This is a genomic window from Streptomyces sp. NPDC055749, from assembly GCF_053617235.1.
Genome location: NZ_JBSHFH010000021.1, coordinates 85,797 through 105,545, shown reverse-complemented (window position 1 = coordinate 105,545; position 19,749 = coordinate 85,797). Strand labels below are relative to the sequence as shown.

Below are 19,749 nucleotides of genomic sequence, written 5' to 3'. Positions count from 1 at the left end.
GTTCCGGGGGAGGGCTAGACCTGGGACCAGCCGTCCGGCCGCGGTCGCACCGCGGCGTGAAGGGATGCGTATGCCTGAGCCGTACGACGTGATCACCATGGGGCGGATCGGGGTGGACATCTACCCGCTGCAGACCGGTGTACCGCTCGCCCGCGTCGAGACCTTCGGGAAGTTCCTCGGCGGCTCGCCGACCAATGTCGCGGTGGCGGCGGCCCGTCTGGGCCGGCGGACGGCCGTGGTCACCAGGACCGGTCAGGATGCCTTCGGGGAGTATCTCCACCACCAGCTGAAGGAGTTCGGCGTCGACGACCGGTGGGTGACGGCCGTCGAGGAGTATCCGACGCCTGTCACCTTCTGCGAGATCTTCCCGCCGGACAACTTCCCCCTCTACTTCTACCGGCAGCCCAAGGCGCCCGACCTGGAGATCCACGGCGCGGAACTTGACCTGGACGCGGTGCGCGCAGCCCGGGTGTTCTGGATGACGGGCACCGGACTGTGCGCCGAACCGAGCCGCACCTCGACCCTCGCCGCGCTGCGGGCCCGGAGCGAGACGGGCCGGAGCGAGACGTCATCGAGTGCGGCCGGGATGTCTCAGATCACCGTCTTCGACCTCGACTGGCGGCCCATGTTCTGGGACGGCGGCGACCACAGCACCGTGGCGCCCGCGCGCTACCGCGAAGCGCTCGCGCACGCCACCGTGGCCGTCGGCAATCTCGACGAGTGCGAGATCGCCACCGGGGAACGCGAGCCGTACGCGGCGGCACGCGCCCTGCTGGCGGCCGGCGTGGAGCTGGCCGTCGTCAAGCAGGGCCCCAAGGGGGTCCTGGCCGTTCACCGCGACGGCACCACGGCCGACGTGGCGCCCCTGCCCGTGGAGGTCGTCAACGGACTGGGCGCAGGTGACGCGTTCGGCGGGGCGCTCTGCCACGGTCTGCTCGCCGGATGGGAGACCGGACGCATCATGCGCTACGCGAACGCGGCCGGTGCCATCGTCGCGTCCCGCCTGGCCTGCTCGTCCGCGATGCCGTATCCGGACGAGGTCGAGAAGGCCCTTGCCGACGGCGCCGTCATCGCGACCGGAGCGACCTCATGACGCCCGCCGCTTCCTCCGCATCCGACCTCGTCCGGCTGCGGGTGCACCACCCGGAGGCCGTCGCCGAGGCCGCCGGCCGGCGCAGCAGACGGCCCCTCGTCTCCGTCGGCGGCCGACTGATGATCATTGCCGCCGACCATCCGGCCCGCGGCTCGCTCGCCGTCGGCAATCGCGAACTGGCCATGGCCAACCGCTTCGAGCTCCTGGAGCGGCTCTGTCTCGCCCTCTCCCGCCCTGGCGTCGACGGAGTCCTCGCCACCGCCGACATCCTCGACGACCTGCTGCTCCTCGGCGCCCTGGAGGGCAAGGTCGTCATCGGCTCCATGAACCGCGGCGGACTCGCGGGCGCCGCGTTCGAGCTCGACGACCGGTTCACCGGTCACCGCCCCACCGATCTGGCCAGGCTCGGCTTCGACGCGGGCAAGCTGCTGCTCCGTATCGACTACGACGACGCGGGCTCCCTCGACACCCTGCACACCGCCGCACGCGCCATCGACGACATGGCGGCGCACCGGCTGCCCGTCTTCGTCGAGCCGTTCCTCTGCCGCCGTATCGAAGGCCGCCTCCGCAACGACCTGGGCGCAGCCGCCGTCACCACGTCCATCGCCATCGCCTCGGGTCTTGCGGGCACCTCCGCGTACACCTGGCTCAAGGTCCCCGTCACGGAGAATCCCGACGACATGGCCCAGGTGATGGAGACCTCCACGCTGCCCGCCGTGCTGCTCGGCGGCGAGGTCGGCGGCGACCTCGACGGCGCGTACGAGAAGTGGCGCGGCGCGCTGCGACTGCCGTCCGTCCAGGGGCTGGTGGTGGGCCGCTCGCTGCTCTATCCGGCCGACGGGGATGTGGCAGGGGCGGTCGACGCAGCCGTGGCGCTGCTCTAGAAGGGCACGGAAAAGGCGAAGGGGCGGCATGGAAGAGGCGAAGGGGCAGGGAATAAGCATGGAGATGACGACGCACACGAACCCGCGGCACAACCGCCACCACCTTCCGGCCGGCAGCGCGGGAAGCGACGCCTACACCCTCGACATCGACCCCGAGGGGGCCGGCTGGGACCGGTCGAGTCTGCGCGTGCTCGAACTGGAGCCTGGTGGTGTTCACACCTTGGTCACCGGGGAGAGTGAATGGATCATTCTGCCGTTGACGGGCGGCTGTACGGTGCACACGGCAGGTGAGATCTTTGAACTGCTGGGCAGGGAAAGTGTGTTCAGCGGGGTGAGCGATTTTGCGTACCTACCGCGTGACGCCCACGCACAGATCGCCTCCGGCGCAGGAGGCCGCTTCGCCCTGGCAGGAGCGAAGTGCGAGCGACGACTCCCCGCTCGCTACGGCCCCGCGCCGGAGGTACCCGTCGAACTGCGCGGCGCCGGAACCTGCTCCCGGCAGGTCAACAACTTCGCCGCGGCCGACACCTTCGACTGCGACCGCCTCATCGCGGTGGAGGTCCTCACCCCCGGTGGCAACTGGTCCTCGTACCCGCCGCACAAGCACGACGAGCACCGTCCCGGAGCCGAGTCGGTGCTGGAGGAGATCTACTACTTCGAGGTGGCGGACGACGGCCTCGCCTACCACCGGGTGTCACCGTCCAGGGCCGGCGGTACGGACGTGCTCGCCGAAGTCCGTACGGGAGACGCCGTGCTCATCCCCGACGGCTGGCACGGCCCGTCCATCGCCCCGCCCGGCCGCACCCTGTACTACCTGAACGTGATGGCGGGACCGGGGCAGCGCGAGTGGCTGATCCGCGACCACCCGGACCACAGCTGGATCCGCGACACCTGGCCCGGCCTGCCCGTCGACCCCCGGCTCCCCTTCTACGGCCCGGAGGCCCTCCGATGAGCACCCCGAGCACCCGGCGGCTGACCACCGCCCAGGCCCTGGTCGCCTTCCTCGCCCGCCAGTACACCGAGCGCGACGGCCACCGCCAACGCCTGATCAACGCCACCTGGGGCATCTTCGGCCATGGGAACGTCGCCGGGATCGGCCAGGCGCTCATCGAGTCCGGACCGGCCGTCATGCCCTTCCTCCAGGGCCGCAACGAACAGTCCATGGTGCACGCGGCCGTGGGGTACGCACGCCAGTCGGGCCGGCTCTCCGCACAGGCCGTCACCACCTCCATCGGCCCGGGCGCCACCAACCTCGTCACCGGCGCGGCCCTCGCCACGGTCAACCACCTGCCCGTGCTCCTCCTCCCCGGCGACACCTTCGCGACCCGGCCCGCCGACCCCGTACTCCAGCAGCTCGAAGTGCCCCACGCGGGGGACATCTCGGTCAACGACTGTCTGCGGCCGGTCTCCAGATACTTCGACAGGATCGGCCGCCCCGAGGCACTGATCCCCGCCGCACTCGCCGCGATGCGCGTCCTGACCGACCCGACGGCCACCGGCGCCGTCACGCTGGCGCTTCCCCAGGACGTCCAGGCTGAGGCGTACGACTGGCCGGAGGACTTCTTCCGGGAGCGGGTCTGGCACATCCGCAGGCCGAGCCCCGACCGCCGCGAACTCGCCGCGGCGACCGAGGCGATCAGTGCGTCCGCCCGCCCGCTGATCGTCGCGGGCGGCGGAGTACGCCACAGCGCGGCCCAGGCGGAGCTCCGCGCCTACGCGGAGGCGACCGGCATCCCCGTCGCCTCCACCCAGGCCGGCAAGGGCTCGCTCCCGCACGACCACCCCTGCGACGTCGGCGGCATCGGTCACACCGGGACGGCCACCGCCGACGAGCTCGCCCGCGCAGCCGACCTGGTGATCGGCGTGGGGACGCGCTACAGCGACTTCACCACCGCGTCATCGACGCTCTTCGCGCCCTCGGCCCGTTTCGTCAACATCAACATCGGCGGCTTCGACGCGCACAAGCTCTCCGCGCTGACGGTCGTCGCCGACGCAAGAGAAACCCTCGAAGCCCTCCACGCCGGCCTGTCCACCACCCCCCACCGGGTCGGTCAGCAGTACGAAGAGGGATACCGCGCGGCCAAGGCCCGGTGGGAGGAGCGGGTCACCGCCGCCTACACCCCGGCGGACGAGACGGCGCGCCCCACCCAGGCCCAGGTCCTCGGCGTACTCGACACCTTGGTCACCGAGGACGACATCCTGATCAACGCCGCCGGTTCGCTCCCCGGCGACCTGCACAAGCTCTGGCGCACCCGTTCCCCCGACCAGTACCACGTCGAGTACGGCTACTCCTGCATGGGATACGAGATCCCAGCCGCCATCGGAGTCCAGCTCGCGGCCCCCGGCCGCCCCGTCTGGGCACTGGTCGGCGATGGCACATACTTGATGAATCCCACCGAAATCGTCACGGCCGTGCAGGAGGGACTGCCCATCAAGGTCGTCATCCTCCAGAACCACGGATACGCCTCGATCGGCGGCCTCTCCGAGTCCGTCGGCGGCGAGCGCCTCGGTACGGCCTACCGCCACCGGGACCCGGACGGCGGCTTCACCGGGCCGCCGCTCCCCGTCGATCTCGCGGCCAACGCGGCCTCGCTCGGGATGCGGGTCCTGCGCGCCGAGACCGTGACTGACCTGCGCGAAGCTCTCGCAGAAGCGCGTACCGCTGACCGTCCTACTTGTGTCTACGTCGAGACCGAAACGCCAGACACTGTGTCGGGCCCCCCTCCCGCGCAGGCGTGGTGGGATGTTCCGGTAGCCGAAACCGCGACCCGCCCGTCGGCGGTCAAGGCGAGAGAAGAGTACGAACGCCACGTCGCAGCCCGACGCCGCCACCTCTGAAGGAGCACGTAGTCATGACGAAGACCGTCAACCACTGGATCGGCGGCAAGAGCGTCGAGGGCACGTCGGGCAATTTCGGTCCGGTCACCGACCCCGCGACCGGCGCCGTCACCACCAAGGTCGCGCTCGCCTCGCTCGAAGAGGTCGACGCCGCGGTCGCCGCCGCGAAGGACGCGTACGAGACGTGGGGCACGTCCTCGCTCTCCGCCCGCACCGCGGTCCTCTTCCGCTACCGCGCACTGCTCGACGCCCACCGCGACGACATCGCCGCGCTGATCACCGCCGAGCACGGCAAGGTGCACTCGGACGCGCTGGGCGAGGTCGCCCGCGGTCTGGAGATCGTCGAGCTGGCCTGCGGCATCACCACGCAGCTCAAGGGCGAGCTGTCCACCCAGGTCTCCAGCCGGGTCGACGTCTCCTCGATCCGCCAGTCGATCGGTGTCGTCGCCGGCATCACGCCGTTCAACTTCCCGGCCATGGTGCCGATGTGGATGTTCCCGCTCGCCATCGCCTGCGGCAACACCTTCGTCCTGAAGCCCAGCGAGAAGGACCCGTCGGCCGCCAACCTGCTGGCCGAGCTGGCCTCCGAGGCCGGTCTGCCCGACGGTGTGCTGAACGTCCTGCACGGCGACAAGGTCGCTGTCGACGGACTCCTCAACCACCCCGACGTGGCCGCGGTCTCCTTCGTGGGCTCCACCCCGATCGCCCGCTACATCCACACCACCGCCACCGTCAACGGCAAGCGCGTCCAGGCACTCGGCGGCGCCAAGAACCACATGCTGGTCCTGCCCGACGCCGACCTGGACGCCGCGGCCGACGCCGCGGTCTCGGCGGCGTACGGCTCCGCCGGTGAGCGCTGCATGGCGATCTCCGCCGTCGTCGCCGTCAGCTCCATCGCCGACGAGCTCGTCGCCAAGATCAAGGAGCGGGCCGAGAAGATCAAGATCGGCCCCGGCAACGACCCCACCTCCGAGATGGGCCCGCTGATCACCGCCGCCCACCGCGACAAGGTCGCCTCCTACGTCACGGGCGCCGCGGCCCAGGGCGCGGACGTCGTCCTCGACGGCACGGGGCACTCGGTCGAGGGCTTCGAGGACGGTCACTGGATCGGCCTGTCCCTGCTCGACAACGTGTCGACGGACTCCGACGCGTACAAGGACGAGATCTTCGGCCCGGTCCTGTGCGTCCTGCGCGTCGACACGTACGACGAGGGCGTCGCCCTCATGAACGCCTCGCCGTTCGGCAACGGCACCGCGATCTTCACCCGCGACGGCGGCGCTGCCCGCCGCTTCCAGCTGGAGATCGAGGCCGGCATGGTCGGCGTCAACGTGCCGATCCCGGTGCCGGTCGGCTACCACTCCTTCGGTGGCTGGAAGGACTCGCTCTTCGGCGACCACCACATCTACGGCAACGACGGCGTGCACTTCTACACCCGCGGCAAGGTCGTCACGACCCGCTGGCCCGACCCGGCGGACGCCCCCTCCGGCGTGGACCTGGGCTTCCCCCGCAACCACTGAGGCGGCACATCCGGCCGGCGCGGTCCCGGGGCACACGCCCCGGGACCGCGCCGACGTGAACACCCCCCGCGGGAAAACCCCTTGGCCGACGGCGGGTCGGCCGTGCTGGGATGACGCCATGACCGTACCGACCCCGACCCCGCCGCCGAAGTTCGAGATCCGCGCGTCCCACACCGCATCCACCGTCACCGTCTACCAGGCATACCGGCCCGCCATCGGCCTCCCGGCCGCCCGCGAGGGACGCTTCCCCGCCGCCTGGAAGCGGGACCGCATGACGTGGATCAAGCCGAGCTTCCTGTGGATGATGTATCGCTGCGGCTGGGCGACGAAGGAGGGCCAGGAGACGGTCCTCGCCGTGGAGATCACCCGCGAGGGCTTCACCTGGGCACTGGAGAACGCCGAACTCTCCCACTACGTAAGGGGAGTGCACCCGGACCGGGCCACCTGGCAACGCGCCCTGCGCCGCGCCCCCACCCGCGTCCAGTGGGACCCTGAACGCGACCTCAACCTGAACCAGCTCCCGTACCGCTCCCTGCAACTCGGCCTGGCGGGCGAGGCGGCCCGGCGGTACGCGGACGAGTGGACGGTCTCCATCCGCGACGTCACCCCGCTGGCCCGGGAGATCCACACCCTGGTGCGTGCCGGGGAATCCGAGGCAGCCGCCGCGCTGCTGCCCCGGGAAACCCCGTGGCCCGCCGCCGGAAGACTGCCCCGGCCCACGGCGCCCGGTGTGCCCGCTGTGCCAGGCCCGACCTCGACGGATCTCCTGACCCGAGATGGCTGAGCGCACCGGTGCAGGTCTTGAGGGGCAGGGGTGGGATGCGACGCGGGTCTGGGTGGAGAAGGGACTGACCGAGGGGGAGCGCATCGAGCGTGCTGCGCGTCTGCGCGGCGGTTGGACGTCGGAGATGCGCCGCCTGGAGATCTCGGGGCCGCATGGCCGACGCTCGCTGGTCCTGCGGTCCTTCGTCAAGCCGTTCTTCGTTCGCCATGCGGAGGGTCTGCTGACCCGCGAGGCGGCCGTTCTGCGCTTGCTCGGCGACACCGACGTGCCTGCGGCCACGCTTGTGGACGTGGACGCGACAGCGCAGCACTGCGACCATCCCTCCCTGCTGATGTCCTTGCTGCCCGGGGCCGTGTGCGTGAGCGACGAGGGCGCTGACCGGCGCGGTGAACTGCTTGCCCGTCAGTTGTTGCGCATCCACCGGCTGCCGGTGACCCCGGAGGCGCAACCTCGCGCCTATCAGGCGTGGACTTCTCCGGAGCTGGTGAGACCGCCCGAGGACACGGCGCGGCCCGAGCTGTGGCAACGGGCCGTGGACATGATCCGCCGTGAGCCACCCAGCCACCTGGCCTGCTTTCTCCACCGGGACTTCCATCCAGGCAACGTCCTCTTCGCGGGCAGCGACGGTGATCTGCGGATCAGCGGCGTCGTCGACTGGGTGGAGACCTCCTGGGGGCCGGCCGATCTGGACGTGGCCCACTGCTCGACGGCCCTGGCCCTGCTGCACGGGGTTCCCGCCGGCATGCGCTTCGCCGACCGGTACGCCGCGGCGGGCGGAACCCTGGCCGAGGACCGCGCCGCGCACCTCTACTGGCGGCTGCTGGACGCCTTGGCCTTCGCGCCCGACGCCGAGAAGGTCGCCACGCCCTGGCGTGAACTGGGCCGTGCCGATCTGACCCCAGCTGTGCTGACCAGGAGGCTGGAGGAGTACGTCGAGGCTCTTTTCGCCCGCTACGCCTGACTGCGCGCCGATCGTGCGGGGCGACTCGGAGCAGGGAATCCGGCGAGTCGCGATGAGTCCGGTGGCGTCCGGCGGTCGTACTGTCGAATTCCGTTACCGAGGAGGACCTCTGATGCGCAGCGTGACCTACTCGATGGGCGTCTCACTCGACGGCTACATCGTCGGGCCGGACGGCGACTTCGACTGGACGGAGCCCGACGAGGAGGTCTTTCGCTTCTGGATCGACGAGATTCGAGACGTCGGCGTCCACCTGTTGGGACGACGGCTGTACGAGACGATGCTGTACTGGGAGACCGCCGACCAGGACCCCTCGCTCGACGACTCGATGCGCGAGTGGATCGCGCTCTGGAATCCGCTGCCGAAGGTGGTGTTCTCCACCACGCTGTCGGAGGTGCAGGGCCAGGCCCGCCTGGCCTCCGGCGGCCTGGCGGAGGAGATCGAGCGGTTGCGGGCCGAGCCGGGGGAGGGCGAGATCGCGATCGGCGGCGCGACTCTCGCCGCCGAGGCGGCTGCGTTGGGTCTGATCGACGAGTACCGGGTCATGGTCTACCCGGTGCTGGTAGGCGGTGGCATTCCGTTCTTTCCCCGACACGAGCGCCGGGTGGATCTCGAACTCGTCGAGACCCGCCCCTTCGGTTCGGGAGTCTTCTACCTCCACTACCGCGTGGTCCGTTAGTTCGGAGCCGGGGAAGCCTTGTCGTCGGCCTTGATGTCGAAGTTGATCTGGTCTCCGTCGACAGAGGTAACGGTGACCGACACACCCACGGTGCTGCCGTCGCCCGCTGTGAGGGTGCAGCGGGTGGTGTGGCCGACCTTCCCGACGAGGTCCTCGGGACAGGTGACGTCCGGCGTCGGCTGCCCCGTCGTGGCGGCGAGCTTCGCGGCGACCGTGGTGGCCAGCTTGTCCTTGGAGAGTTCCGGCTCGGAGTTTCCGACGCTGACGGAGCCCGAGCAGCCGACGAGCAGTACACCGGCGGCTACGGCCGAAAGGCTCCACGTCGCTGTTGCTGCAGACAAGCGGGCTATGGGCATGCGGGCTCCATTCCGAGTGGTCGGAACAGAGTGACACCCTAGGCCGTTTCTCGACGTCACCTTGCGGAGACGTCGAGAGCCGATGTCCGTTGTGGGTCTTTCGTGGCGGTGGCTGTACCGCGTGCGGAGTACGGCGAGTGCGCACCGTACCTCTGAGGGAGGCCGGGCACTTCCCCCTGGTGGCATGCGGACGGGGTTCGGCGTCCGCTTAGGGTCGAGGGTATGGACTCCCCAACTTCCCGGTGGCGGCCCCGGCTGCCACGCAAGCGCGGCCGATGGGCTGCCGGCCTCGCCGCGCTCGTCGTGCTCGCGGGTGGCGGCACGTGGACCGCGGTCGCCGATGACAGTGCGCCCGCCGTGCAGCGCGAGGACCGGATGCTGCGTATGGACGGGGTGCCGATCGATACGTCGTACTTCACGTCCGGAGGGTCTGAGCGCCGTCCCGCCGTGCTCATCGGGCACGGCTTCGGCGGCAGCAAGGCCGATGTGCGGGCGCAGGCCGAGAAGCTGGCCGCCGATGGGTACGCCGTGCTGACCTGGTCCGCACGCGGGTTCGGGAAGTCGGGCGGGGAGATCTCGCTCAACGCACCCGAAGGTGAGGTCAAGGATGTCTCCGGGCTCATCGACTGGCTGGCCGGACGGCCCGAGGTCGAGCTCGACGGCAAGGGCGACCCGCGGGTCGGTCTCACCGGGGCTTCCTACGGGGGCGCCGTCTCGCTCCTCGCCGCCGGGCACGACAAGCGTGTCGACGCCGTCGCGCCCCTGATCACCTACTGGAACCTGGCTGACGCGCTCTTCCCCGACGGGGTGTTCAAGAAGCTCTGGGCCGGGATCTTCGTCACCACCGGCGGTGGCTGCGAGAGGTTCGAGAAGCGGCTCTGCGAGATGTACGAGCGGGTCGCCGTCAGCGGGAAACCGGACGCCGCCGCGCGCGAGCTGCTGACCGAGCGCTCCCCGGTCGCCGTCGCCGACCGCATCGACGCGCCCGCGCTGATCGTGCAGGGCCAGTCGGACTCCCTCTTCCCGCTCGACCACGCCGACTCCATGGCGAAGGCCATCAGCGGGAACGGTGCTCCCGTCTCCGTCGACTGGATCGCCGGTGGACACGACGGCGGGGACATGGAGGGCGACCGGGTCCAGGGCCGCGTCGGTGCGTGGTTCGACCGCTACCTCAAGAAGGACAAGGGGGCCGATACCGGGCCCGCCTTCCGTGTGACGCGTACCGGAGGGATCGCCTCCACCGATGGAGCCGTCCAGAAGCGGGGCGCGAGCAGCGACCGCTACCCGGGGCTGGGGAGTGGGGGCGAGGAGTTCGCACTGCGCGGGGGCAAGCAGACCTTCCGTAATCCTGCCGGGGCCAGTCCGCCCGCGATTTCCGCCGTGCCCGGGCTGGGGGGTGGGCTCTCGCAGCTGTCCACCATCGGCGTGGGACTCTCGCTCGACTTCCCCGGGCAGTACGCCCGGTTCGACTCCCGGCCGCTGACCGAATCCGTACGCGTCACCGGCTCACCCACCGTCCAGGTAAACGTTACGGCGGGCAGCGGCGACGCCGTGCTGTTCGGGAAGGTGTACGACGTGTCGCCGGACGGGAAGCAGCAGGTGCTGCCCTCCCAGCTCGTCTCCTCGTACCGGATCCCGCCCGCACAGCAGGGCAGGCCCATCGAGCTGACCCTCCCCGCCGTCGACCACGAGATCGACTCCGGGCACCGGCTCCGCCTCGTGCTCTCCGCCACCGACCTCGGCTACGCCTCCCCTGCCGAGCCCGTCACGTACACCGCATCGCTCGACGGTCCCCTGACCGTCCCCACCGCGCCCGCCGTCAAGACCGCGTCGACCGCGCTGCCCTGGTGGACCTGGGGGCTTCCGGCCGCGGCTGCCGCGATCGCCGCCGTGCTGCTGCTCTCGGCGCGCCGCCGCACCGCGACCCCGGCACCCGACCCGGCGCTCGCCGGCGTACCGCTCCGGATCAGCGGGCTGTCGAAGAAGTACGCCAAGTCCGCTGACCGGTACGCGGTCCGGGAGCTGTCCTTCCAGGTGGAGAAGGGACAGGTGCTGGGACTCCTCGGGCCGAACGGGGCCGGGAAGACCACCACCCTGCGCATGCTCATGGGGCTCATCACCCCCGATGAGGGTGATATCCGGGTCTTCGGGCATGCCATCCGGCCGGGCGCGCCCGTGCTGTCACGCGTCGGGTCGTTCGTCGAAGGGGCCGGCTTCCTGCCGCATCTGTCCGGGCGCGCCAACCTGGAGCTGTACTGGCAGGCCACCGGACGGCCGGCCGCGGACTCGCACATCGAGGAGGCCCTGGAGATCGCCGGACTCGGTGACGCCCTGGCCCGCGCCGTGCGCACGTACTCGCAGGGCATGCGGCAGCGGCTCGCCATCGCGCAGGCCATGCTCGGGATGCCCGACCTCCTCATCCTCGACGAGCCGACCAACGGCCTCGACCCGCCCCAGATCCGCGAGATGCGCGACGTGATGATCCGGTACGCGGCCGGAGGCCGGACCGTCATCGTCTCCAGCCACCTCCTCTCCGAGGTGGAGCAGTCCTGTACGCACCTGGTGGTCATGGACCGGGGGCGGCTCGTCCAGGCGGGCCCCGTCGCCGAGATCACCGGCTCCGGGGACATGCTGCTCGTCACCACCGCGCAAAAGGCCGACGAACCGCTCGTCGAGAAGGTCGCCGCACTCGCGGGGATCGGCTCCGCGGTGCGTACGGACGACGGGCTCGGACTGCTCGTACGCCTCGACGGTGCCACCTCGTCCGAGCTGATCGCCGAACTGGTGCGGCTGGACGTGCCGTTGACGGGGGTCGGGCCGCACCGACGCCTGGAGGACGCGTTCCTCACCCTGATCTCCGGAGGCTCCGCATGAGTGCCGCAGTTGATGTGACGCAGCAGACCGCCGGCGTCCCCGAGGCGCCCGGCTACCGGGCCCGGCGCACGCTGCCGCTGCGCGTCGAGGCCATGCGGCAGTTGCGCAGGCGCCGCACCCTGCTCATGGGCGGGGTGCTGGCCGCCCTGCCGTTCGTCCTGATCATCGCCTTCGCGATCGGCGGCACTCCGGACGGCGGGCCCGGGGGCGGTGAACGGATCACCCTCATGGACACGGCGACCGCGTCCGCCGCGAACTTCGCCGCGACCTGCCTGTTCGTCTCGGCCGGTTTCCTGCTGGTGGTGCCGGTGGCCCTGTTCTGCGGGGACACCGTCGCCTCCGAGGCCAGCTGGTCCTCGCTGCGCTATCTGCTCGCGGCGCCCGTGCCACGGACCCGACTGCTGTGGAGCAAGCTCGTCGTCGCGCTCGGCTTCAGCCTGGCCGCGATGGTGCTGCTGCCGGTGGTCGCTCTCGCCGCGGGCGCGGCAGCGTACGGCTGGGGGCCGCTGGAACTCCCCACCGGTGGCGCGCTCGCCACCGGGGACACGGTGCCGCGCCTCGCGCTCGTCGTGGCGTTCATCTTCGTCTCCCAACTGGTCACCGCAGCGCTGGCGTTCTGGCTCTCGACGAAGACGGACGCGCCCCTGGGCGCGGTCGGCGGGGCCGTCGGACTCACCATCGTCGGCAATGTGCTGGACGCCGTCACCGCGCTCGGTTCGTGGCGCGACTTCCTGCCCGCGCACTGGCAGTTCGCCTGGGCGGACGCGCTCCAGCCGGATCTGGAGTGGGGCGGCATGGTGAGGGGCGCCGCGGTGTCCGTCACCTATGCCCTGATCCTGTTCGCTTTCGCGTTCCGTGGGTTCAGTCGTAAGGACATCGTGTCCTGACGCTGACATTCCGCGCCGATTCCGCCCGCCGTTGCCGCATCGAGATTGATCCGCAACTCGTTCGTCTGCTCTTTCGCCACTCCCCGTACGTCACATTCACAGATGTCGACGATGTGGGGGGTACCGATGAAGGCGAATCCGAGGACAGCGAAGTACAGCGGGGCGCTCGCTCTGCTGCTGGCGGGCGGAATGCTGCTCACCGGCTGCGGTGCGGGGTCGGAAGACAGCACGGCCTCCGCGGACCGTAAGACGGGTGCCGGTGGTTCGAGTGGCGGCGGGGCACCGGCACCGGCCGCGACGGCCCCCGGCGGGGCGGCGGACGAGGTCCGTCCGGAACAGTCGGAGGAGGGGGCGGACGCGGCACGCGAAGCGGCGCCGCCGGACTATCTGTCCACCTTCGCCCTCGACGTGGACACGGCCAGTTACGGCTTCGCCCGCCGCACGCTGGGCGACGGGCAGCTGCCAGGACCGGAGACCGTGCGGCCCGAGGAGTTCGTCAACAGCTTCCGCCAGGGCTACGAGCGGCCGAAGGACAACGGCTTCTCGGTGACCGTCGACGGCGCCCGCGCCGGGGCGGGCGCGAGCGACTGGTCGCTCGTACGGGTCGGGCTCGCCACCAAGGCCGCCGCAGATCAGGGCGAACGCCCGCCCGCCGCACTCACCTTCGTCGTCGACATCTCCGGTTCGATGGCCGAACCGGGCCGCCTGGACCTGGCCAAGAAGTCCCTGGGCATCCTCACCGACGAACTGCGCGACGACGACTCCGTCTCCCTGGTCACCTTCAGCGACGAGGCCGAGACCCGGCTGCCGATGACCCGGCTCCAGGGCAACCGCACCAAGGTCCGGGACATCGTCGACGACATGGAACCGCAGGACTCCACCAACGTGGAGGCGGGCATCAGGCGCGGCTACGACGAGGCCGTCAAGGGCCACCGCGAGGGAGCCAACAACCGGGTCGTGCTGCTGTCCGACGCACTCGCCAACACCGGTGAGACGGAGGCCGACGCGATCCTCGAACGCATCGACTCCTCACGGCGCGAGCACGGCATCACCCTCTTCGGTGTCGGTGTGGGCAGCGACTACGGTGACGCGTTGATGGAACGCCTCACCAACAAGGGCGACGGCCACACCACGTACATCTCGGACGAGACGCAGGCCCGCAAGGTCTTCGTGGACCAGCTGCCTGCCCATGTCGAGCTGCGGGCCCGTGACGCCAAGGCCCAGGTGGCCTTCGACCGCGAGACCGTCCAGCAGTTCAGGCTCATCGGCTACGAGAACCGCAAGGTCGCCGACGAGGACTTCCGCGACGACAGCGTGGACGGCGGCGAGATCGGCCCCGGCCACACGGTGACGGCGCTCTATGCCGTACGCCTCCGGGACGGCGCCCGCGGCCACGTGGCGACCGCGACGGTGCGCTGGCAGGACCCGAAGACCAGGGAGGCGCACGAGGAGACCGGATCGGTGGAGAGCGGTGCGATCGACGGGACCCTGTGGGGCGGCGGCAACACGCGGCTCCAGGTGACGGCCGTGGCCGCGTACTTCGCCGATGTACTGCGTGGCGGAAGCATGCCCGGCACCCCGGGACTCGGCGAACTCGCCGACAGGGCAAGGAAGCTGGCGAGCGCCACCGAGGACAGCTCCGTGTCGAAGCTGGCCACGGCGATCGGACAGGCGGACTCGATCATGGGCGGCGACGAGGCACCTGCCGAGGGCGTCGGGGAGGGCGAGATCGGCTGAGGAGGCGCGTCGTCTGGGGCCGCCGTGTGGAACGGGCCACGGCGGCCTCACTCACGGCGGTCTCTCGCCGCGCCGGTGCGGAAACGCCGCGCGCGGACCGCTTTTCCGCGTCATGATGGGCGCCATGTTCTCCCCGTTCACGATGGCTGCCGTGATCACCACCGGCCTCTACGCCGGCTTCATGCTGACGTTCCTCTTCGCGATCATGCCCGGACTGGCAGCGCTGTCGGACGACATGTTCACGCCCGCGATGCGCCGGTTCAACGAGAAGGTGCCGGGGCCGGGCTTCCTGGTCGTCTTCCTCGGAGTGATCGCCTTCCCGGCCGCCGCACTCGTCACATCCGGCGAACGCGGCGACGGCGAGCGGCTGCTCGTCGCGGGGGCGCTGGTCTGCGCGCTCGTCAGCCACCTGATCACGGTCATCGGGAACATCCCGCTGAACAACGCGCTGGCCTCATCGGAGGGTGGCGACGACAGCGCGGCCAGGACGGCGTTCGAGCCCCGCTGGAACCGGCTCCACCGGATCCGTACCGTGTTCTCCCTCGCCTCCTTCGTCCTTCTGACCGCGGTGGCGCTGTGAGGTCACCGGCCTGACGTCAGCCGGGAATCGCTCTCCTCGGATCGGCCGGAGCCATGTCCCGCGCGATCTCGCGCGCTATGCGGCCGAAGAGCTCGATCGCCCGGCTGCCGCCGTCGGACCGCCACATCAAGCCGTAGCCGAGGGGAGCGTCCCCCTCCACGGGGACGTAGGAGATGCCGGGACGGCCGTGGTACAGCGCGATGTGGGCCCCTGCCAGCAGGGCCCCCTTGCCGCCCGCGACGAGCGTCAGTGCCTCCTGGAAGTTGGTGACGGACGGGCCCTGCTCGATCGGCCTGCCGCTGGGGGTGTGGGTCGGCAGCTGATGCTCCAGCCAGTACTCCGGAATGTCGCCCGCGATCGTCAGCAACGCCACACCGGTCAGGTCCTCCAGCGTCACCGTGTCCCGTCCGGCCAGGGGATGCCCGGCGGCGACCGCCAGCACCCGGTCCTCGGCGAGAAGTGTCGGTCCGCGGGTCAAGTCGTCCTCGTGGACCGGGAAATCCGTCAGCTGGAGGTCGAAGTCGCCCTTGCGCAGCATGCCGTACGGATTGGAGAGCGGCACCTCGCAGACCTCGACGGCGAGTTCGGGATGGCTGATGCGCAGCTTCTCGGTCGCCTTCATCACCATCTCCCCGGCCAGGGGTGTCGAGAAGCCGACGTGCAGGACCCCCTCGATTCCGCGTGCCGACGCGACGGCGCGCACCAGGGCGGCCTCGATGCCGCGGTAGTGGGGTTCGAGGTCGTCACGGAGGCGGCTGCCCAGACCGGTCAGGACCACAGTGCGGCTCGTGCGCGTGAACAGCGGCGCTCCGACGCGGCGCTCCAGCTTCTGGATGAGCTGACTCACCCGGGCGCGCGAGAGGCGCAGGCGGTCGGCGGTCCGGCCGAAGTGCAGTTCATCGGCGAGTACGAGAAAGCATTCGAGTTCGTTCTGGTCCACGTACGTCTCCGGATCGCCTGGACATGGATCGGTAAGCCTGGCTGTACGAACGTTGCGATCATCGCTGTTGTTCCCTTCCCGGTCGCGGAGAAAGCTTGAGGCATCACCAACACCGACCACTCCGGAAGGAGTTCATCGTCATGAGTGCCTTGAGTACCTCGAACGGGATGAGCGCGAGCAAGTGGGGCGTCCTGCTCGTGCTGTGCGGCGCGATCTTCCTCGAAGGCATCGATGTCGCCATGCTCAATGTGGCGCTGCCGGCGATCCGCGCCGACCTCGGACTCTCCACCGGTGACCTGCAGTGGGTCATGAGCGCCTACGTCCTCGGTTACGGCGGCTTCATGCTCCTCGGCGGACGGGCGGCCGACCTGTTCGGACGCCGCCAGATGTTCGTCTTCTGGCTCACCGTCTTCCTGCTCTTCTCCGGGCTCGGCGGATTCGCCACCGAGGGGTGGATGCTGATCCTCGCCCGGTTCGTCACGGGTGTCGCCGCGGCCTTCATGACTCCGGCGGGTCTGTCCATCATCACCACCGGCTTCGCCGAGGGTCCGGAGCGGAACAAGGCCCTGCTCATCTACTCGGGCACCGCCGCGGGCGGCTTCACGATCGGCCTGGTCGCCGGTGGGCTGCTCACCGCCATCGGCTGGCGATGGGTCTTCTTCGCCCCGGTCGTGCTCTCCTTCCTCATCCTCGTCGCCGCCCTCGTCTTCGTCCCCAAGTCGGAACGGCCGGACAGAACCGGTAAGCGCGTCGACGCCGCCGGTGCGCTCACCGTCACCGCTGCGCTCGTGCTGATCGTGCTGGGTGTCGAGCGTGCGGCGCACTCCGGGATCGCCGCCAGCGCCGGCATCCTGCTGGCGGGGCTGGCGTTCCTCGTGGCCTTCCTCGTCATCGAACGGCGCTCCGCCGAGCCCCTGGTCCGCCTGGGTATCTTCCGCAACAGCTCCCTGGTGCGGGCGAACCTCGCGGGGATGCTGTTCGCCGCCGGGTTCTTCGGCTTCCAGTTCCTGGTCGTGCTGTACCTCCAGGAACTGCGCGACTGGTCGACGCTCCAGACGAGCTTCGCGATGCTGGTCATCGGCGTCGACGCGATCCTCTCGCCGACGCTCACCCCGCGGCTGGTCAACCGCTTCGGCAACGCCAAGGTGATCTTCGGGGGCCTGCTGCTGGCCGTGCTCTCCTACGGGCTCTTCCTCCCGCTGGGCGCGGACTGGAGCTACGCGGCGATGTTCCCGAGCCTGATCATCCTCGGCCTCGCGTTCTCCCTGGCGTACGGCCCGCTCACCATCGTGGCCACGGAAGGGATCGCCGAGGAGGAGCAGGGGCTCGCGGGCGGACTCCTCTACACCGCCTTCCAGTTCGGCGCCGCCCTGGGGCTCTCCGCGGTCACCGCGGTCAGCGTGGCGGCCACGGACGCGGAGACTCCTGCCGCGCTGCTGGACGGTTACCGGGCCGGTCTGCTCGTCCCGTTCGTGGCAGCGGTCCTCGCCGCCGGCATCAGCGCCTTCGGTCTCCGTGCCCGGCGGGGTCCTGCGCCCTCCGCCGCGGTGGACGCCGCCGGTGAACGTACCGAGATCCCCGTCTCCCGCTGACCTCGGAACGCTCGAAAGACATGACGACTCGAACGGCTCGAAAGGACAGACTCATGGCCACCACCGTCAGCGAGTTCTCCGAGATCCAGGACTCCTTCCTCAACTACATCCGCGACATCAAGTACGCCACCATGGTCACCGTCGACCGTCACAACCGCCCGCGGGCTCGCGTGCTGCTCCCCGTGTGGGAGATCGTCGACGGCGAGCCGGTCGGCTGGCTCGCCGCGTACCGGACCCCGGTCAAGAGCGCGCACCTCGCGGGCAACCCCCACACGACGTACTCGTACTGGAACCCCCGTCAGAACGCGGTCTTCGTGGACAGCGTCTCCACCTGGGCCGACGACGAGGAATCCAAACTCCACGCGTGGGACCTGTACAAGCGGGGCGGTCCGCCCGGTGTCGGCTACGACCCGGTCCACTACTGGCGCGGCGGGCCCGACGATCCCGGCTACCACGTCCTGCGGATCGAGCCCTGGCGCATACAGCTCGTCCGCGGTTCCGATCTGCGCAGCACGCTGTGGCGGAAGCGGGACCCGGCCGAAAGCGCCGCCGCCTGACCCTGTGAGACGTACGGATGGCCCCGCTTCTGCGGGGCCATCCGTACGTTCCGCTATGGGCGATACCTCGGTACGGGGGCGGGTTCCGCACTAGAGTCGCGAATGTGGATCTTGGATACGAGAAGCTGCAGATTCCCACGGCCGACGGTCGGGCCGACGCCTTCGCCGTCTTCCCCGACGGTGGCGAGCGGCACCCGGGGGTGCTGCTGTACATGGACGCCTTCGGCGTGCGGCCCGTGCTGGAGGAGATGGCCCGCGAACTGGCCGGGCACGGGTACTACGTGCTGGTCCCCAACCTCTACTACCGGCAGGGTCCGACACCGGTGGTCGAACTTCCCGAACACATCGGAGCAGAGGCCCGGCCCGCGCTCTTCGCCCAGCTGATGCCCCTGGTCCAGGCGCTCACCCCCGACCGTGCCCTGCGCGACGCCGACGCCTACCTCCGGTTCCTCACCACCCGGCCCGAGGCCGGTGCCGGGCCGGTCGCCGCGATCGGCTACTGCATGGGCGCCGTCCTGGCGATGCGCGCCGCGGCGGCCCATCCCGACAAGGTGGCGGCCGTCGCCGGATTCCACCCCAGTCCCTTGGTCACCGAAGCGCCCGACAGCCCGCACCACCTCTTCCCCGAGGTCGCCGCCCAGGTCCACCTCGGCATCGCCGAAGGCGACATGTCGCCGGAGGCCATCGGCGAGCTCAACCAGGCTCTGGACGCGGCGGGTGTCGACCACACCTGCGAGATCTACCCCGGCACCGTCCACGGCTTCACCATGGCCGACACCGACGCGTTCAACCCCGCCGCGTTGCAGCGGCACTGGGACCGCCTGCTCCCTCTCCTCGGCCGCACCCTGGTCAACGGCTGAGGCGGCCCCCGCCGCCAGCGGGGTGCCGGGGACCCAGCAGGACGGTGAGCCCCGCTCTGCCGGGCACCGTCGCGGGGACCTGGTGCCACCCGGCCCGCCGGTAGAAGCGCAGGGCTCCCTCGGCGCGGACCGACGTCAGCAGCCAGCAACGGCCGTCCGCCGCCGGGCCCGTGACCGCCGCCAGGAGCGCCGCGCCCAGCCCGGTGCCGCGTGCCCGTGCGGTGACGGCGAGTTCGTCGACTTCGAGCCCGCCGCAGAGCCAGGCGGTGGTCCGCTCGGGCCCCAGGGCAGTGGCCACGTCTCCGTAACTGCGGTCCTGCGGAAAGGACTCGGGCGTGGACCAGGCGGTGGCGAAGCCGACGACCGTACCCCCGTCGAACGCGAGCGCGGCCGTGAACCCGGGCCGCAGCGCGTCGGTACCCAGCCGTTCCACGTACAGACCGGCCATCGCCTCGTCCTCGTCCCACGGCGGGGCCGAGAACACCTCCGCGTACACCCGGCGGATGCCATCGGCGTACGTCGGCAGAGCCTCGCCCGCCACCACCCGCACCTCTGTGTCCACGACACCCCTTTCGCCCAGTTACCGCTTCAGGCACAACCCTTGCCCCGTCCC

At 70.5% G+C, this 19,749-nt stretch carries 18 protein-coding genes; 15 read left to right on the top strand and 3 right to left on the bottom strand.

The window, feature by feature from the left end; all coding sequences use genetic code 11:
- The first annotated feature begins 70 nt into the window (after positions 1-70).
- The 8 genes from iolC (at position 71) to ACWGO0_RS18220 (ending at position 8,753) form a co-directional block, all read left to right on the top strand.
- Entirely contained in the window at positions 71-1,093 is a 1,023-nt protein-coding gene (gene iolC / locus ACWGO0_RS18255) for a 5-dehydro-2-deoxygluconokinase (protein WP_453535365.1), read from the top strand.
- Entirely contained in the window at positions 1,090-1,977 is an 888-nt protein-coding gene (locus ACWGO0_RS18250) for a Cgl0159 family (beta/alpha)8-fold protein (protein WP_453535362.1), read from the top strand. Before iolC ends, ACWGO0_RS18250 begins: the two co-directional genes overlap by 4 nt.
- A gap of 64 nt (positions 1,978-2,041) precedes the next feature.
- On the top strand, positions 2,042-2,929 hold the full coding sequence (gene iolB / locus ACWGO0_RS18245; protein ID WP_453535432.1) for a 5-deoxy-glucuronate isomerase: 888 nt from the start codon (positions 2,042-2,044) through the stop codon (positions 2,927-2,929).
- The gene (gene iolD / locus ACWGO0_RS18240; RefSeq protein ID WP_453535359.1) at positions 2,926-4,815 is read left to right on the top strand and encodes a 3D-(3,5/4)-trihydroxycyclohexane-1,2-dione acylhydrolase (decyclizing); all 1,890 of its coding nucleotides are present in this window, start codon (positions 2,926-2,928) and stop codon (positions 4,813-4,815) included. Before iolB ends, iolD begins: the two co-directional genes overlap by 4 nt.
- Before the next feature lie 14 nt (positions 4,816-4,829).
- Positions 4,830-6,332: a CoA-acylating methylmalonate-semialdehyde dehydrogenase gene (locus tag ACWGO0_RS18235; protein ID WP_453535357.1), complete on the top strand. Its 1,503-nt coding sequence runs from the start codon at positions 4,830-4,832 to the stop codon at positions 6,330-6,332.
- A gap of 118 nt (positions 6,333-6,450) precedes the next feature.
- Complete coding sequence (locus ACWGO0_RS18230) at positions 6,451-7,116, top strand: DUF4291 domain-containing protein (RefSeq protein ID WP_453535354.1); 666 nt, start codon at positions 6,451-6,453, stop codon at positions 7,114-7,116.
- Entirely contained in the window at positions 7,109-8,077 is a 969-nt protein-coding gene (locus tag ACWGO0_RS18225) for a phosphotransferase family protein (protein WP_453535351.1), read from the top strand. The genes ACWGO0_RS18230 and ACWGO0_RS18225 overlap by 8 nt, the downstream gene beginning before the upstream one ends.
- A 112-nt stretch (positions 8,078-8,189) precedes the next feature.
- On the top strand, positions 8,190-8,753 hold the full coding sequence (locus ACWGO0_RS18220) for a dihydrofolate reductase family protein (RefSeq protein WP_453535349.1): 564 nt from the start codon (positions 8,190-8,192) through the stop codon (positions 8,751-8,753).
- On the opposite strand, the gene ACWGO0_RS18215 is transcribed toward ACWGO0_RS18220, so the two are convergent.
- Complete coding sequence (locus tag ACWGO0_RS18215; RefSeq protein ID WP_453535346.1) at positions 8,750-9,109, bottom strand: DUF4333 domain-containing protein; 360 nt, start codon at positions 9,107-9,109, stop codon at positions 8,750-8,752. The two genes, ACWGO0_RS18220 and ACWGO0_RS18215, sit on opposite strands and share 4 nt — an antisense overlap.
- A 222-nt stretch (positions 9,110-9,331) precedes the next feature.
- Between ACWGO0_RS18215 and ACWGO0_RS18210 the strand changes: the two genes are divergently transcribed.
- From ACWGO0_RS18210 to ACWGO0_RS18195, 4 genes are all read left to right on the top strand, one after another.
- Positions 9,332-11,983, top strand: coding sequence for an alpha/beta fold hydrolase (locus ACWGO0_RS18210; RefSeq protein ID WP_453535343.1), 2,652 nt, complete (start codon positions 9,332-9,334; stop codon positions 11,981-11,983).
- Entirely contained in the window at positions 11,980-12,870 is an 891-nt protein-coding gene (locus ACWGO0_RS18205) for an ABC transporter permease (RefSeq protein ID WP_453535340.1), read from the top strand. Before ACWGO0_RS18210 ends, ACWGO0_RS18205 begins: the two co-directional genes overlap by 4 nt.
- 111 nt (positions 12,871-12,981) lie before the next feature.
- Positions 12,982-14,607 carry a YfbK domain-containing protein gene (locus ACWGO0_RS18200; protein ID WP_453535429.1) on the top strand — a complete coding sequence of 542 codons (1,626 nt, stop codon included), beginning with the start codon at positions 12,982-12,984 and terminating at the stop codon, positions 14,605-14,607.
- Between the two features lie 124 nt (positions 14,608-14,731).
- On the top strand, positions 14,732-15,187 hold the full coding sequence (locus ACWGO0_RS18195; RefSeq protein WP_453535338.1) for an anthrone oxygenase family protein: 456 nt from the start codon (positions 14,732-14,734) through the stop codon (positions 15,185-15,187).
- A gap of 16 nt (positions 15,188-15,203) precedes the next feature.
- Here the strand turns inward: ACWGO0_RS18195 and ACWGO0_RS18190 are convergent, their stop codons facing one another.
- The gene (locus ACWGO0_RS18190; RefSeq protein ID WP_453535335.1) at positions 15,204-16,127 is read right to left on the bottom strand and encodes a LysR family transcriptional regulator; all 924 of its coding nucleotides are present in this window, start codon (positions 16,125-16,127) and stop codon (positions 15,204-15,206) included.
- A 167-nt stretch (positions 16,128-16,294) separates the two neighbouring features.
- Here ACWGO0_RS18190 and ACWGO0_RS18185 point away from each other — a divergent pair, with 167 nt between their 5' ends.
- The 3 genes from ACWGO0_RS18185 to ACWGO0_RS18175 all read left to right on the top strand — a co-directional run bounded on the left by ACWGO0_RS18185 (position 16,295) and on the right by ACWGO0_RS18175 (position 19,136).
- Positions 16,295-17,719, top strand: coding sequence for an MFS transporter (locus ACWGO0_RS18185; protein ID WP_453535426.1), 1,425 nt, complete (start codon positions 16,295-16,297; stop codon positions 17,717-17,719).
- A 53-nt stretch (positions 17,720-17,772) separates the two neighbouring features.
- Positions 17,773-18,276 (top strand): pyridoxamine 5'-phosphate oxidase family protein, encoded by a 504-nt coding sequence (locus tag ACWGO0_RS18180; protein ID WP_453535332.1) that lies wholly within the window; start codon positions 17,773-17,775, stop codon positions 18,274-18,276.
- Positions 18,277-18,380: 104 nt separating this feature from the next.
- Complete coding sequence (locus ACWGO0_RS18175; RefSeq protein WP_453535330.1) at positions 18,381-19,136, top strand: dienelactone hydrolase family protein; 756 nt, start codon at positions 18,381-18,383, stop codon at positions 19,134-19,136.
- On the opposite strand, the gene ACWGO0_RS18170 is transcribed toward ACWGO0_RS18175, so the two are convergent.
- Positions 19,126-19,698 carry a GNAT family N-acetyltransferase gene (locus tag ACWGO0_RS18170; protein WP_453535326.1) on the bottom strand — a complete coding sequence of 191 codons (573 nt, stop codon included), beginning with the start codon at positions 19,696-19,698 and terminating at the stop codon, positions 19,126-19,128. The two genes, ACWGO0_RS18175 and ACWGO0_RS18170, sit on opposite strands and share 11 nt — an antisense overlap.
- Between the last annotated feature and the right edge of the window lie 51 nt (positions 19,699-19,749).